18 protein-coding genes are annotated in these 14,188 nt (G+C 45.4%); 13 read left to right on the top strand and 5 right to left on the bottom strand.

All coding sequences use genetic code 11. The features are described from left to right. Positions 1-61: 61 nt before the first annotated feature. From IH597_15145 to IH597_15125, 5 genes are all read right to left on the bottom strand, one after another. Positions 62-652 (bottom strand): DUF4294 domain-containing protein, encoded by a 591-nt coding sequence (locus IH597_15145; protein MBE0663790.1) that lies wholly within the window; start codon positions 650-652, stop codon positions 62-64. Between the two features lie 64 nt (positions 653-716). Next, on the bottom strand, positions 717-1,958 hold the full coding sequence (gene clpX, locus IH597_15140; protein MBE0663789.1) for an ATP-dependent Clp protease ATP-binding subunit ClpX: 1,242 nt from the start codon (positions 1,956-1,958) through the stop codon (positions 717-719). A 29-nt stretch (positions 1,959-1,987) separates the two neighbouring features. After that, a complete protein-coding gene (gene clpP, locus IH597_15135; protein MBE0663788.1) occupies positions 1,988-2,665 on the bottom strand; it encodes an ATP-dependent Clp endopeptidase proteolytic subunit ClpP in 678 nt (225 codons plus the stop codon). Between the two features lie 42 nt (positions 2,666-2,707). Continuing rightward, positions 2,708-4,237 carry a trigger factor gene (tig, locus tag IH597_15130; protein MBE0663787.1) on the bottom strand — a complete coding sequence of 510 codons (1,530 nt, stop codon included), beginning with the start codon at positions 4,235-4,237 and terminating at the stop codon, positions 2,708-2,710. A gap of 277 nt (positions 4,238-4,514) precedes the next feature. Next, positions 4,515-4,892 carry a helix-turn-helix transcriptional regulator gene (locus tag IH597_15125; GenBank protein MBE0663786.1) on the bottom strand — a complete coding sequence of 126 codons (378 nt, stop codon included), beginning with the start codon at positions 4,890-4,892 and terminating at the stop codon, positions 4,515-4,517. A 149-nt stretch (positions 4,893-5,041) separates the two neighbouring features. On the opposite strand from IH597_15125, the gene IH597_15120 reads away from it, so the two are divergent. The 13 genes from IH597_15120 to IH597_15060 all read left to right on the top strand — a co-directional run bounded on the left by IH597_15120 (position 5,042) and on the right by IH597_15060 (position 14,146). Then, complete coding sequence (locus IH597_15120) at positions 5,042-5,266, top strand: hypothetical protein (GenBank protein ID MBE0663785.1); 225 nt, start codon at positions 5,042-5,044, stop codon at positions 5,264-5,266. Between the two features lie 12 nt (positions 5,267-5,278). Beyond that, positions 5,279-5,833, top strand: a complete 555-nt coding sequence (locus IH597_15115) for a response regulator transcription factor (GenBank protein ID MBE0663784.1) — start codon at positions 5,279-5,281, stop codon at positions 5,831-5,833. A 16-nt stretch (positions 5,834-5,849) separates the two neighbouring features. Next, positions 5,850-6,008: a hypothetical protein gene (locus tag IH597_15110; protein MBE0663783.1), complete on the top strand. Its 159-nt coding sequence runs from the start codon at positions 5,850-5,852 to the stop codon at positions 6,006-6,008. A gap of 10 nt (positions 6,009-6,018) precedes the next feature. Continuing rightward, positions 6,019-6,219, top strand: a complete 201-nt coding sequence (locus tag IH597_15105) for a hypothetical protein (GenBank protein ID MBE0663782.1) — start codon at positions 6,019-6,021, stop codon at positions 6,217-6,219. A gap of 2 nt (positions 6,220-6,221) precedes the next feature. After that, positions 6,222-6,395, top strand: coding sequence for a hypothetical protein (locus IH597_15100; GenBank protein MBE0663781.1), 174 nt, complete (start codon positions 6,222-6,224; stop codon positions 6,393-6,395). A 17-nt stretch (positions 6,396-6,412) separates the two neighbouring features. Further along, complete coding sequence (locus tag IH597_15095; GenBank protein ID MBE0663780.1) at positions 6,413-6,727, top strand: hypothetical protein; 315 nt, start codon at positions 6,413-6,415, stop codon at positions 6,725-6,727. After that, complete coding sequence (locus IH597_15090) at positions 6,720-7,274, top strand: hypothetical protein (protein MBE0663779.1); 555 nt, start codon at positions 6,720-6,722, stop codon at positions 7,272-7,274. Before IH597_15095 ends, IH597_15090 begins: the two co-directional genes overlap by 8 nt. Before the next feature lie 12 nt (positions 7,275-7,286). After that, the gene (locus tag IH597_15085; protein MBE0663778.1) at positions 7,287-8,939 is read left to right on the top strand and encodes a DNA cytosine methyltransferase; all 1,653 of its coding nucleotides are present in this window, start codon (positions 7,287-7,289) and stop codon (positions 8,937-8,939) included. Positions 8,940-9,001: 62 nt separating this feature from the next. Then, on the top strand, positions 9,002-9,337 hold the full coding sequence (locus IH597_15080; protein MBE0663777.1) for a DUF4406 domain-containing protein: 336 nt from the start codon (positions 9,002-9,004) through the stop codon (positions 9,335-9,337). Between the two features lie 12 nt (positions 9,338-9,349). Further along, positions 9,350-9,934 (top strand): hypothetical protein, encoded by a 585-nt coding sequence (locus tag IH597_15075; GenBank protein MBE0663776.1) that lies wholly within the window; start codon positions 9,350-9,352, stop codon positions 9,932-9,934. Continuing rightward, complete coding sequence (locus tag IH597_15070) at positions 9,931-10,866, top strand: phage Gp37/Gp68 family protein (protein MBE0663775.1); 936 nt, start codon at positions 9,931-9,933, stop codon at positions 10,864-10,866. The genes IH597_15075 and IH597_15070 overlap by 4 nt, the downstream gene beginning before the upstream one ends. Before the next feature lie 32 nt (positions 10,867-10,898). Further along, entirely contained in the window at positions 10,899-11,627 is a 729-nt protein-coding gene (locus IH597_15065; protein MBE0663774.1) for a hypothetical protein, read from the top strand. A 26-nt stretch (positions 11,628-11,653) separates the two neighbouring features. Beyond that, positions 11,654-14,146 carry a toprim domain-containing protein gene (locus IH597_15060; protein MBE0663773.1) on the top strand — a complete coding sequence of 831 codons (2,493 nt, stop codon included), beginning with the start codon at positions 11,654-11,656 and terminating at the stop codon, positions 14,144-14,146. Positions 14,147-14,188 lie beyond the last annotated feature (42 nt).

Below are 14,188 nucleotides of genomic sequence, written 5' to 3'. Positions count from 1 at the left end.
ATAAGCAGCCAGCAGTAACATGCAACCAATCTTCTGAACCGTGGACTGAATCGCTGTTATTTCAGATTGCTCCGGCTTCGATCATTCTTACAATATGTTCAATGTCTTTGTCGGTGCCAAACGGGTCGTATTTCACTTTGAGGTCGAAGCTAAAAATCCTTGCAAAAGACTGCCAGAAAAATGCCCTGAATTTCCCTCTGAACTCACTCACCAAATCATAGGAAGTATTACCGGTTTCACGGTCAATCAGTTTCAGCACAATCCAGCCTTGAGTAAAAGTTAGTTGTTTCAGGTCTTCTTCAAATTCTTCACGGATCTGATCTTCTGCCTCGCGCATCAGTTCCTTCTTTTCCCAATCAGTGCTTACAAGTGCAAGCTGGTTTTCATATTCAATTAACCGGATACTGGCAAGTTTTGCATAAGGATAAGCGATTTTTACATTTCTTACTAATCGGTCGTAGCGGCGTTGTTCGGCTGCATTTTTGAAAACCGGGGGCGCAAATTTCACAAACTCGGGCAGGGTAATAATAGCTAAGGTATCTCCATTTTCGTCAATAATGGCTTCGCTTATTACGGGCCATACATTTTGGGAGTATGAAGATGAAATGCCCAATAAAAAAAATATGATTGTGCAAAGTAGCGCTCTCATCATTGACCAAATAGGTTTGAAGTTCAAACGCCGGGAAATAGGCAATAAGTATGCCAACGCTAAAGGATCAGGCAACTTTAAGCCTTGCAATGCTTGAATGGTTGAGCTTTTCTTCGGCGTACCGCTTTGTGATTTTCAGTTCATGGGCATGGTTTGCCTGCGAAGGCATCTCAAACATGGCATCGGTCATTATTGCTTCAAGGATTGAACGTAAACCGCGTGCACCCAGTTTGAACTCGACGGCTTTATCAACCACGAAATCGTAAACACCGGGACTAAAACTAAGTGCAATATTGTCCATCTGAAACAGACGCTCATATTGCTTGATCAATGAATTCTTCGGTTCAACCAAAATCCTTTTTAATGTATCTCGATCCAAGGGATTCAGGAAGGTAACTATAGGCAAACGGCCTACGAGTTCCGGAATCAGACCGAAACGTTTCAAATCCTGTGGAGCCACATACTGGGTAAGGTTACCTTTGTCGAAGTCCTGCCGGTCCTGTTCTTTTTTGAATCCAACCACATTGGTTTGCAAGCGTGAAGCAATGATTTTCTCAATACCATCGAATGCGCCTCCGGTAATAAAAAGGATATTCTGAGTGTTCACCTGCAACATTTTTTGTTCGGGATGCTTGCGGCCACCCTGTGGCGGAACATTCACAACTGTTCCTTCAAGCATTTTCAATAATGCCTGTTGAACGCCTTCGCCTGAAACATCGCGGGTGATGGACGGGTTATCGCTTTTGCGTGCAATTTTATCAATCTCATCAATAAAAACAATTCCGCGTTCGGCAGCAGCGATATCGTAATCTGCTACCTGGAGCAGGCGTGCCAGGATGCTTTCAACATCCTCTCCTACATACCCCGCTTCAGTAAGCACGGTAGCATCGGCAATGCAAAAAGGAACCCTCAGCAGGCGGGCAATGGTTCTGGCAAGCAATGTTTTCCCGGTTCCGGTTTCGCCTGTCATAATGATGTTCGATTTTTCGATCTCAACATCATCAGCCTTTTCCTTGCCCTTGGGCTGCAGAATACGTTTGTAATGGTTGTAAACTGCCACTGAGATCACCTTTTTGGCATCATCCTGCCCAATCACATATTGATCGAGGTATTTTTTAATTTCCACAGGCTTGAGTAACTCGATATGTGCTGAATACTTTCTGCTTTTTGCGCCTGCTTCCTCAGTAATAATTTCCTGAGCCTGCGAAATACAGAAATCGCAGATGTGGGCATCAATACCAGCTATCAAAACGTTGGTATCGCGTTTTTCCCTTCCGCAGAACGAACAGCGTTCATAATTTTTTGCCATGTGTAAATGTTTAAGCCGGCTAAAGCCAACTATTTTTTAACATTCTTAAATAAGACCTCGTCAATCATGCCGTAAGTTTTAGCTTCTTCGGCAGTCATCCAGTAATCCCTGTCAGAGTCTTTTTCTACTTTTTCAAATTTCTGCCCCGAATGCGATGCAATGATTTCATACAATTCAGCGCGAAGCTTAAGAATTTCCCGGGCTGTTATTTCAATGTCCGAAGCCTGTCCCTGGGCACCACCCATCGGCTGATGAATGAGGATGCGGCTATGTTTCAGTGCGGTTCTTTTCTTCGGTGCTCCGGCACACAAGAGTACTGCGCCCATTGAAGCTGCAATACCGGTGCAAATGGTTGCCACATCGGGGGCAATGTACTGCATGGTATCATAAATCCCAAGGCCGGCATACACCGAACCACCGGGGGTGTTCAAGTATATCTGTATATCTTTCTTTGCATCAGATGATTCAAGAAAAAGAAGTTGGGCCTGAATAATATTAGCAACATAATCATCAATGGGTACGCCCAGGAAGATGATGCGATCCATCATCAGTCTTGAAAAAACATCCATAGTGGCGATGTTGAGCTGGCGTTCTTCAATAATGGTTGGCGATATATAGCCGTTCACTGTTGAAGTGTAATGATCGAGGGTGAGGCTGTTAATGCCCATGTGCCTGGTGGCGTATTTTTTGAATTCGTCCTGTTTCATATTTTCTGTATTTCAAAAATCAATTTAGTATCACGTGTTCTTTTAATGGCGATGTCCTTCGTGGTCATGATCATGATCGTGATCATGATCGTGGTTGTGATCATGGCCGTGATGGTGATGATGGTCATGATCGTGGTCGTGATGGTGATGATGGTCGTGGTCGTGGTCGTGCTCATGATCGCGGTCGTGGTCGTGATCGTGGTCGTGATCGTGGTCATGATGGTGACTTGCGCCCATCAACGCAATGAATTCTGGTAATGAAAGTTCTTTGGTTTGCAGATTTAATTGTTCTTTCATAACCTGCAGCAATCGGCCATTGAAAATATCAGCTTCAATACGCTCAGCATCTTCGTCCTTGCTCAAAACCCTTTTTATGAGGTCCTTCATCCTGTCGTCAGTTTCATCGAATGTTTGCCCGAACCTTCCGGTGAAATAGGCTTTCACATAATTTTCAAGATCTTCCTCCGTAACCCTGATGTTGTATTGTCTTCCAATCTTTTGTTTTACAAGATCCCATTTCAGACTTTTAGCAAGGTTTGGAAAGTCCTTTTCAATTTCCTGTTCTGTTACTTTTCCCTGATTGCTTTCGAGCATCCAACGTTTCAGGAAATCTTCGGGTAAATCAAAGCTGTTAAGTTCCATAATCTTATCTACAGCATCCTGCAAGAACTTTTTATCGCTTTCTGTTGAAAAGTTCTTCTCAATTTGCCCTGCAAGCCGCTCACAAAAAGCTTCTTCATCAAGACTTTCTTCTCCGGGATATACCTTATTGAAAAGTTCATTGTCAATTTCAGCCGGAACCATCCTTGATATGTCTTTCACCGTGAACCGGAACATTCCTGATTTGTTTGCCGCTTCTTTCTCAGTTATTTTTAACAAACGTGCAATGTCTTTGTTTTCAGGAAACAATTCTCGTAGGTCAAAATCGAGTATATCATCAGCTTTAAGTCCTATAAAACGAGCTTTCTGTTCCTCTGTGCTGATGGAAGGCGGGTAAATGTAAGTGTCAACATTAAAGCCTTTTTCAAGTTCATTTCCGTTAGAAGCAAGTTGCACCAGGTGACCGTCAATCCAGTCAGTCTCTTCGGAAGCTTCCACCTTATCCATTCTTCCATGTTGCTGTGCCAGGCGTTTCACTTCTTCATCAATCTGCTCATTGTCGGGTTTGATCTTGAAATAGTCCACACTGATCTGATCCGAGAAATTAAGTTCAAATTCGGGAGCCAGGCCTATATCGAAATACAAATCGAAGCTGCTTTGGGAGTTCCAGTCAACCATGCCGGTTTTTTCATCGTTGGGTATTGGGTATCCAAGCAATTTTACCTCATTTTCACGCAGATATTTGGTTAATTCTTCTGAAACCAGCTTGTTAACCTCCTCAGCCATCACGGCAGTACCGTACATTTTTTTCACCATTCCGATGGGAACCTTGCCCGGCCGGAAACCTGGCACGTTGGCTTTTCGCTGATAATCTTTCAGTATCTTATTAACTTTTTCGAGATAATCTTCTTCTTTGATCTCAACTTTTAATGTAGCGGTGAGTTCGCTGCTTGGTTCTTTTGTAATATTCATGTATAAAAAAATTGGGATATTTTGGTAGATAGGAGACCGGTTGCCTGCTTATTCAGGCATTTCGTGCCTGATCGTTTTCAGATTCCGGGTTTTATGGTCCGTGTTATTAATTCCTTGTTTGGGTCTTTTCTATTCATTAATTCCTTCAAAAAAAAGTGCGGAAGAGGGGACTTCATCCCCCCTCTGTACTCCGCGCTATTCCTTACTTCCCGTTATGTCTGTTTTGTCTGATTTGTATAATTGTCTTTGCTATTTTTGTATTTTGGGCATATATACACTATCCGCATTGTGCGCTCTTTCTTTTATGATCATCAAAATGCTTTTGCAGGAAATCAATATGCTCTTCCAGTTTTTTCTTGCTCTCCCGGTCCTCGTTCCATTTTCCAAGCATATCAAGATATACAGAGCGGGGAATGTAACCCCCATAGTGAATAGCTCCTTCTTTTACCATAGTAAGTTGTGCTTCTTCATCCTCCCACCAATATGATGGTGATACACCTAAGCCATCACTTATCATCTCAAGAGTGCTTATACGGGTGTTTTGCTCATTAAAAATCCTATCGAAAGTTGATTTTGGCATTCCAATTTTTCTACAAAACTCTATATGAGAAGGAAATCGCTTTTCAACCTCTTCTTTTATCTTATTGTAATTCATGGAATTATATTTAGATGCTTTCTAAATAAGTATTAAAATGAGTTTTTTTAACACACTAAAATAGGATTTCACACATTTTACTGTATCTTTGTCGCACAATTCACGCACAAATATAACACAACGATCACACAAATTAATAATTCAAAAGAATGATTACCCAGGACGAGCTAATTAAAATAAGAGAAAACCTCCCATCAAACCACCTGAAAACCCTTTTTGAAACCCTTAAAGGGCAATGGTCAAAAAGCCTTATAGAAAAAGTCTTGCGCGGCGATCGCAATAATGATGAAATCCTTGATGCAGCCATTGAACTTGCCCACATCAACCAATGCAAAAAAATCGCTCTGCAGGAGCGCATCAATACACTAACCTAAAACCTTTTAATCATGCAAATTACAATTACACAAGGAATTGAGTTCTTTAAACTCAACGGCGAACTCAACATCATTCGGGATAGCAAAGTACATCCCTGGAATGAAATCAAAAGCAGCGAACTTGAAATGCTTCGCCGGGATCTTGACCGCTTCCCGGAAAAAGAAGCTGCCCTGGAACGTGCCGGAATCCACGGTGTGGATCAATTGTACCATTTTGCCAATTGCTACCATGGCGATCTGAACAATGAGCCTGATTTCATCAATGGCCGGAATAACAGGCAGGATTATGAATACTGCCAGTGCGATGCCCGGGGTACCGGCAAATGCAATTTCTCTGAAGTGCTGTGCGGCAAAGGATCCTATCACGCACCCTTTGGAAATCTTTCCCCACGTGAGGTTGAAGTCGCGCAAAAAGTTGCCGATGGCCTTACCGACGATGAAATAGCTGAAAGGCTTTTCATTTCACGCAACACCGTGAAAACACACATTTCTCATATTGGTGATAAAATCGGACGAAACACCCGCAGCTTTATCGCCTCTTTTGCTATCCGTCACAATTTATGTTAACCTTAATACTGAAACCATGAAATTCTGGAGTATCGCTTTCGGAGCACTTGCCATCGCCGCATTTATTGCAGGGCTGTTAGGCTATCACCTGCAATTCATTGTATTTATTATTGCCGGATGCCTCAGTTACCTCTTTTACCTGTCTCACCTCGATGAGCAAAAGTTTAACCTCTAATCTTAAAAGTATGTTACCAAAATCCATCGGAGTAATCCTCGACACCTTTCTCGAAAAATATCCATCAGACGATATTGAAAATGATCCCGAGATAGGAGAACTTTTTCAAAGCCTCAAACGCAAGTTTGAATACTATGGCAGAGATTTTACTGAAATCCAGCAAGGCCGCACCCTGAAACTCTTGCAGAAGTACTTACCTGAAATGCTATAACCATGCAAACTTTCATCACCACCTACGCCGGACGCGGCAGCGGAGTATTCCCAGCCGAAACCCGCGACCAGGCAATCAACACAGTATATGAGAACCTGAAACAATCAGGCATCACACCCGACCGGCGACTGATCAGCGCCTGGCCTGTTCGCAAAAAGAAAAAACCAGCCTATTAACCTTTTAAATATCTATTATGAGAACCAGACCCACCAAAGTAACCATTAAAAAGCTGTACCCGGTGCAGCACCTCACCAAAGTGAGCATCCAGAAGATGGAAGTGGTTGAAAAAGCCACTTTAAAACCCAACGGCGAATTACACAACAAAGAGCATGTCCTTACAATGCAAGCCCTTAACGAAGGCATCAACCTGCTCGATGGGGTTGCCGCTGGCGACCAGGTTGAAATAACCTGCCATGTAAACGGCAAAGAAACCGCGACCGTGGAAGGAATCAAACGCTGGACTGATCTCCGCCTTGCCTCACTCCGTAAACTCGATCTGCATGTTTAGCGCATACAGTTTCCCCGGCTTCACGGGCACCAGCGCTATACGTCACAACATACCTCTCAATAACATTGAGAAGGCAGTGTGCGAAGCTTTCTTTGTTACTCCTGAAAAACTACGGGAGAAAAACGAAAGCGGAGAACTTTCCCGCAAACGGGAAATAGTAAAAGCCCGCCATACCTTTTACTGGCTCGGGAAAAAATACACCCTTCACAGCCTTGCGAGACTAGGCATACACTTTAATCAAGATCATGCCAGCGTCCTCCATAGCATTCGCCAGGTTGACAATATGATTGATTCGAAGGATAAGGCTTTCCTTCCTTTGATCAAGCACGCCGAAACATTATTATTACCCTTCATCATCAAAGGTTATGAAAACCAAAAAGCAAACACTCCAATTGAACTCAGACAACGCATCAAGCCGCCGCGCATTCAACCGGCAAATAGAATCCAAAATCCTCGGCGCTGCAAGCCGGCACTTCCGGGAACGCGCACAAGAACTATCGCGCCTCCTTACTTCAGAACAAGTCTCAGGGTCAACGCTACCACTTAACGATTTAACCTGATGCTGAAATTTGCAGATATGTTCGCCGGAGGTGGCGGCACAACTACAGGAGCGCTGAATGTGCCTGATCTTTACGTTGCCTGGGCACTCAACCATGATCCGGTTGCGATCGCAACACACGCTGCGGCTCATCCGGAAACAAAACATTACCAGGCCGACATCCGCACCCAGGACGTAAACGTACTTGAACCTGTTGATATTCTCTGGGCATCTTTAGAGTGTACTGAGCACAGCAAAGCCAAAGGCGGTAAAGAAAAGAACGTTGGTAGCTTCACCCTGGGCTGGGAGCTGTACCGCTACCTGCGCGCAGTTAACCCGGACTCGCTGATGATTGAGAACGTCAGCGAATTCGTTCGCTGGGGAGAGCTGAAGAATGGCAAAAGGGTAAAGGAATCAGAAGGTTCAGAATACATTAAATGGGTGAATACCATCAGGGAAATGGGTTGGAGCAACTACCAATACCGTTTCCTGAACGCCGCCGATTTTGGAGCTCCCACACGCCGGATCCGCTACTTTGGGATCTTCACAAAACCCGGGATCAAAATCAACTGGCCCGAGCAAAGCCACCACCAAAGTCCTATGAACATCTTCGGCTTGCCGCAGTGGGTTCCGTGCCGCGATTATATTAACCTCGAAAACGAAGGAAACTCCATTTTTGGCCGCGCTAAAAATCCAAACGTAGCCAAAGGCAAGCGCCATCCACTTTCAGTGAACACCCTTCGCCGCATTGCCGGAGGCATTAAGAAGTTCGCTCCGGAAGTCCATTTCATTATGAAATACTACGGCACTGGCCACAACTGCCAGAGCATTAATGAGCCATTGCACACGGTAAGAACCCACGAATCCCACGCGCTCATTACTGTTGAGAAGATGCAGTTCATTCAGGATTATTGCCACATGGATTACCATGATACGCTTGATGAACCGCTTCGCACACAGCTCACAAGGCAAACCAAGCAACTAATTACGGTTGAAAAGCAATTGCTGATGGATGGAAACTATAACCGCGACAATGTTTGTTCATCTATTGACAAACCCACCAACACTGTGGTTGCAGGCGGGTCCAAAAGATTGATCACATGCCGGGCCCAGTTCATTGCAAAATATTTTAATGGCAAACGTCAGAACGGCAATGTACAGCATCATTGCGAACCGGTGGAAGTTCCTTTTCCAACCATCACTACTGTAAACCGCAATGTACTGATCAGCACCAGGGCACAGTTCATCAGCCAACAAAACAACAGCAACGGAAACAACAACAAATCCATTGATCAACCGCTGGGCGCTCTCACAACAAAGGAGAAGTTCCAGTTCATTACCGCATATTTTAACAGCAGCGGCAATCCCGGGAGCCAGAACCAAAGCCTTGAGCAACCGCTGAACACCATTCTAACCGGAACCAACAAAAAGGCTTTGATCACAGCCAACACCAACGGCATGATTGATTTCGATGTGAAAATGAGGTTCCTTAGTGAAGATGAACTAGCTGCCATCATGGGTTTCCCTGCAGGTTATTTCAAACGCCCCGGCCTGAAGCTCAACAAAAAGCAGATCATCAAAATGATCGGCAATGCAGTGCACGTCACCATGGCCGAGATACTGATCCGTGAAGTAGCCGGATCCTTAAATAATATACTGAGTAAAACCGCTTAACAATTAAAATAACCGCAAAGACGCGAAGACGCAAAGAAACCAGTAACCAGCACCACGCAACTATGAAAATCTACATCTCCGGCCAAATCTCAAACCTGCCAAAAAGCGAAGCGCTCAAACACTTCGGCCACGCCGAAAACTTATTGAAATCAAAAGGCCACAAAACCGTAAATCCACTTACCCACGGCCATAACAACGTCGGCACATGGGAAGAATACATGCTTGAAGACATCCGCCTTTTGTTTCAGTGCCAGGCCATCTACATGCTCCCAAACTGGGAATTCAGCAAAGGCGCCCGCATCGAGCACGCCATCGCCACAGAACTCAACATCCCAATCTACTATCAGGGCTACAAAGAACCCACCACTGCATCACAGCAACACTGTATAACCGCTTAACACAATAAACTTATGAAAGAATCCCCTATCCTTTTCTCAACCCCAATGCTACAGGCCATCCTCGATGGCCGCAAAACCCAAACCCGGCGAATTATAAAGCCGCAACCAAACTCACACGATGATGGTAACTTCCCGTGGCTGATAGAAGAAGACTGTGTACCTATACCCATCAAATGCCCCTACGGCCATCCCGGCGACCTGCTCTGGGTAAAAGAAACGTTTGCTTTATCCTCTACCCGATGGCGTTATAAAGCCGACAGTGATTGGACTTTTGAAGAAAAAGAAATGGGTGAAGATGCCAAATGGAAATCCTCCCGCTTCATGCCCAAAGCCGCCGCCCGCATCTGGCTGCAAATAGAAGAAATCCGGGTTGAAAGGTTGCAGGATATCACATATCAGGACATCTTGCAGGAAGGCATGCCAAAGCCTTTAGGCGATTACAGTTCCCCCGTAGATTGGTTTGAAAAACTTTGGACTAAAATCAACGGCCCCGGTTCCTGGGATGCAAACCCCTGGCTCTGGGTCATAACCTTCAAAATCATTTCCACAACCAGCAAACCCAATCTTGAATCTGAAATCTCAAATTTTGAATCATGAGCAAAATCGAATGGACCAACCGCACCTGGAACCCCGTAACCGGCTGTGATCTCGCTTCACGGGGCTGCGAAAACTGCTATGCAATGCGCATCACTAAACGCTTGCAAAAAATACCACTCACAGCCGAGAAATACAAAAAAGGGAACGAAGTAGTAATGCATATAGATGAACTATTCCGGCCTGAACGCTGGCGCAAGCCATCCATGGTATTTGTGTGCTCAATGAGCGATCTGTTTCACGAAAATGTAACTGATGTATTTATCCGTGAAGTCCTCTATGCAATTAAGAAATGCCCTCAGCACACCTTTCAAATTCTCACCAAACGCCCGCAACGTGCCGTTGAATTCCTACGCCGCAACAATATCACCATCCTACCAGGTAATGTATGGTTTGGCGTAAGTGCGGAAGATCAGGAACAAGCCGAATTCCGTATCCCCTATCTCCTTAAGATTCCTGCTCATATCCGCTTCATCAGCGCCGAACCCTTATTAGGATCCATTGATCTTACCTCTTTCCTCAATCCGAAATTAAATTGGATCATTGCCGGTGGCGAAACCGGTCCAGCATCCCGCCCCATGCACCCGGATTGGGTCCGCTCACTTCGCAATCAATGCCAGCAATCCAACACCCCGTTTTTCTTTAAATCCTGGGGAGAGTTCAAACCCAATTTTCAACCCTTTCATTCACTACAGCATTGGGTAAACAAAGCCCAAACATGGCTGGCCGGTAATGAATGGCGCAGAGATTTCGATAAATGTATTGATCTTACAGGGAAGCACCTGGTTCGTGGTGCCGACTTTCAAGATGCTGAATACCCAGTTTATCCAATGTGGAAAACCGGAAAAAAAGCCTCCGGCAACACCCTCGACGGCCAAACCCATACTGAATTCCCTTCGCCCCATGCCCCATGCCCTGAACCGACTGCTTTTTGAATCTTGAATCTTGAATTTAAAATCTTGAATCTGTGAAAATCTCCGAACCAATCCACGACCTCCCCATCGCCGAAGTGATAGAGAAACACGTTGCCCTCAAAAAGCAAGGTGCTAACCATACAGCCTGCTGCCCGCTGCACAATGAAAAAACGCCCTCTTTCATTGTATTTGGCAAAACCAACACATTTAAGTGCTTCGGCTGCGGCAAAGGCGGCGATGCCATAAACTTTATCATGGAGCTGAAGCAACTCGATTTCATCGAAGCTTGCAAACTCATAGCACAGGATCATGGCCTTGCTCTTGACTTTAAAGAAGAAAAAGAAGCTGACCCAACGGCGCGTGAGCGCCGCACCCGCCTGCTGGAACTTATGCACCACGCCCAGCAATATTTTGTGAACCAGTTAAAGGATCCTGAAAACAAGCCCGCCTTTACTTACGCCCTGCGCCGCTGGAACCCCGAAACCATAAAAACCTGGAGCATGGGTTATGCACCAAACCAATGGCACGGCTTGCAAAACCACGCCAAAGCCCTTGGTTTTACCGACGCTGAACTTAAAGAAGCCGGTCTTATCAGCGAAAGCAAAGGCAAAACCTTTGATACCTTCCGTAACCGCCTTATGTTCCCCATCACCAACCTCAACGGCAAAGTGATTGCCTTCAGCGGACGTGATTTAAGTGATGTATCCAAAACCCCAATCCCACCCGATATTATCGCTCCAAGCGATCCTATCGGTGATCAACCAGAAACCAGCAACCAGTAACCAGCAACCTGTAACATCTAACCACTATGGCCGACACAGCAACGATTCCCAAATACATCAACTCCCGCGAAACATCCCTCTACACCAAGGGGCAAACCTTCTTCGGCCTCACGCAAGCCTTTGCCGGGATCCGAAAATCAGGATCCGCTTATCTGGTGGAGGGAAACCCCGATGTGATACGCATGCATGAAATCGGCATCACCAACACCATTGCACCGCTGGGAACAGCCCTCAGCCAGGATCAGGCCGAATGGCTCAAAAAACAATGCACCCGCGTAACAATCATTGGCGACAGCGACGATGCCGGCAAGAAAGCCGTGGTTCGCAATGCAGAAATATTGATCCGCCTTGGTTTGTTCGTGAATTTGATCACCCTGCCCGACGATAGCAAAGAAGACCCTGATAGCTTCTTCGCCGCCCACGATTTTGCCGCATACGAAAAAGAAAACCACCAGGATTACATCCTTTGGTTCGCACAACAAAAAGCCGAAAAAGCCAAACGCCCCGATGTAAAGCACGAACTCATAGGTCACATCAGCGAACTCATACACTGCCTGCCCGAAAGCAGCCACGAGTTGTATGTTGAGCAGGTATGCAAGCTCATCAAACCCAAAAAAGCCTGGACCGACGAACTCAAGCAGCTCAGCATACTCGATGCCCCAAAATCCGAAAAAGAAGATCGCTTTATCGTTCCCCAGCATGTTGATGCAAATACCTTCGAGGAATACGGTTTTTATGAAGATCAGTACCGCTATTTTTTCCGAACCTCAAAAGGCATCATCCGGGGCAGCAACTTTGTGATGCGCCCACTCTTCCATGTTGAGAGCGTAAACGAGGCCAAGCGACTCTTTGAGATCATCAATGAGTTTGGATACAAGCGGGTGATTGAACTAGCCCAGCGCGACCTGGTAAGCCTGCAGAGCTTCAAGCTCCGGGTTGAAAGCATTGGTAATTTTTTGTGGGAAGCCGGCGATGTTGAACTCAACAAGCTCAAGCGTTACATCTACGAAAAAACAGCCACCTGTATCGAGATCAAACAACTTGGCTGGCAAAAAGAAGGTTTCTGGGCATGGGGCAACGGCATCTATAACGGAGCCTACCATGGCGTTAACGAGTTCGGAATTGTTGATCATAACGAGTCGAATTACTACATCCCCGCGTTCTCAAAAATTTATGTCGGCGAGCACAACCTCTTTGTAAGCGAGCGCCGCTTTATCCACCATCCCGGTGCAGCCGAAATGTTTGATATTGTGTTCAGCCTCGAAAAAGTGTTCGGCCCCAATGCCCGCATTGCTTACTGTTTTTACCTCGCTACTTGCTTCCGCGACATCATTGTTGGCCGCTTTGGTTTCTTCCCTATGCTTAATCTTTTCGGACCCAAGGGCGCCGGTAAAACCGAAATGGCCATCAGCATGTTGCATTTCTTCGGTAAGCAAAACCGTGGGCCAAACATCAACAACACCAGCAAGGCTGCCCTGGCCGATCACATTGCACAGCATTGCAACGCCCTTTGCCATATTGATGAGTATAAAAATAACATGGAGTTCGAAAAAATTGAGTTCCTCAAAGGCATCTGGGATGGTACCGGCCGCACCCGCATGAACATGGAAAAGGATAAGAAAAAGGAAACTACCAGTGTTGATGTTGGGCTAATGTTGTCAGGACAAGAAATGCCCACGGCAGACATAGCTTTGTTCAGTCGTATGCTGTTTATCACCTTCACACAAACCGAGTACAACGACGACGAAAAACAGCGCTTTAATGAGCTTAAAGATACCCTGCATGCCGGTGTGACCCACCTCACGCACGAAGTGCTCAGCAACCGCAAACATTTTATCGAAAATTACTGGCACCAGTATGATGAAGTTTGCTCTGAAATAAACGCGCTGCTGGGAACCGAAGTAATCGAAGACCGTATTTTCCGCAACTGGGTAATAGTTATTGCCGCTTTCCGAACCCTGAAGGATAGGATAAAAACTCACATCAACTACAAAGAGCTGCTGCAGCAAAGCGTTGAACTGATCATGCGCCAGAACAAAGAAACCAAGCGCACCAACGATGTTGCCAACTTCTGGGATATATTTACCTTCCTTGTAAAAGAAAACGAACTGGTTGATAAAGTTGACTTCAAGGTATTGTTTCGCAACGAAGACCTTACAACCGACCGGGGCAAGATTGGTTTTGCCGAATCGCCGCGCAACATCATCTATTTGAACCACACCCGCATTTTTCAGAAGTACCGCAAGCACGGAGCCCAAACCCGCGATATGGTGCTGCCCATCAAAACACTTGAATATTACCTGGCCAACTCAAAAGAATACTATGGTAAAGTTCGCAGCACTGCTTTTATTATGAAATCAGGTATGGAAAGCGCGCCAGATACCGATGGCAAAGTACAGCGCCAGATAACGACTGCTATGCTCTTCGATTATGAAATGCTATCAAACAACTATGATGTAAACGTAATCCTTGGTGAAGCAGAAGACGAAGAAGTAACAACGCAAAACCAGGCATTTTAAACCCAAAAAACAAAATCTAAAATCTAAAACTAAAAAAAAGCA

The sequence above is a fragment of the Bacteroidales bacterium genome (genome assembly GCA_014860575.1).
Lineage (GTDB): Bacteria > Bacteroidota > Bacteroidia > Bacteroidales > JAAYJT01 > JAAYJT01.
Note: the sequence above shows the minus strand (reverse complement) of the source record. Positions and strands in the feature narration are given on the sequence as shown.

What these genes read in the sequence shown, in the direction of transcription:
- IH597_15145 (MBE0663790.1), bottom strand. Translation starts at nt 652, where the DNA reads ATGATGAGAGCGCTACTTTGCACAATCATATTTTTTTTATTGGGCATT.
- clpX (MBE0663789.1), bottom strand. Translation starts at nt 1,958, where the DNA reads ATGGCAAAAAATTATGAACGCTGTTCGTTCTGCGGAAGGGAAAAACGC.
- clpP (MBE0663788.1), bottom strand. Translation starts at nt 2,665, where the DNA reads ATGAAACAGGACGAATTCAAAAAATACGCCACCAGGCACATGGGCATT.
- tig (MBE0663787.1), bottom strand. Translation starts at nt 4,237, where the DNA reads ATGAATATTACAAAAGAACCAAGCAGCGAACTCACCGCTACATTAAAA.
- IH597_15125 (MBE0663786.1), bottom strand. Translation starts at nt 4,892, where the DNA reads ATGAATTACAATAAGATAAAAGAAGAGGTTGAAAAGCGATTTCCTTCT.
- IH597_15120 (MBE0663785.1), top strand. Translation starts at nt 5,042, where the DNA reads ATGATTACCCAGGACGAGCTAATTAAAATAAGAGAAAACCTCCCATCA.
- IH597_15115 (MBE0663784.1), top strand. Translation starts at nt 5,279, where the DNA reads ATGCAAATTACAATTACACAAGGAATTGAGTTCTTTAAACTCAACGGC.
- IH597_15110 (MBE0663783.1), top strand. Translation starts at nt 5,850, where the DNA reads ATGAAATTCTGGAGTATCGCTTTCGGAGCACTTGCCATCGCCGCATTT.
- IH597_15105 (MBE0663782.1), top strand. Translation starts at nt 6,019, where the DNA reads ATGTTACCAAAATCCATCGGAGTAATCCTCGACACCTTTCTCGAAAAA.
- IH597_15100 (MBE0663781.1), top strand. Translation starts at nt 6,222, where the DNA reads ATGCAAACTTTCATCACCACCTACGCCGGACGCGGCAGCGGAGTATTC.
- IH597_15095 (MBE0663780.1), top strand. Translation starts at nt 6,413, where the DNA reads ATGAGAACCAGACCCACCAAAGTAACCATTAAAAAGCTGTACCCGGTG.
- IH597_15090 (MBE0663779.1), top strand. Translation starts at nt 6,720, where the DNA reads ATGTTTAGCGCATACAGTTTCCCCGGCTTCACGGGCACCAGCGCTATA.
- IH597_15085 (MBE0663778.1), top strand. Translation starts at nt 7,287, where the DNA reads ATGCTGAAATTTGCAGATATGTTCGCCGGAGGTGGCGGCACAACTACA.
- IH597_15080 (MBE0663777.1), top strand. Translation starts at nt 9,002, where the DNA reads ATGAAAATCTACATCTCCGGCCAAATCTCAAACCTGCCAAAAAGCGAA.
- IH597_15075 (MBE0663776.1), top strand. Translation starts at nt 9,350, where the DNA reads ATGAAAGAATCCCCTATCCTTTTCTCAACCCCAATGCTACAGGCCATC.
- IH597_15070 (MBE0663775.1), top strand. Translation starts at nt 9,931, where the DNA reads ATGAGCAAAATCGAATGGACCAACCGCACCTGGAACCCCGTAACCGGC.
- IH597_15060 (MBE0663773.1), top strand. Translation starts at nt 11,654, where the DNA reads ATGGCCGACACAGCAACGATTCCCAAATACATCAACTCCCGCGAAACA.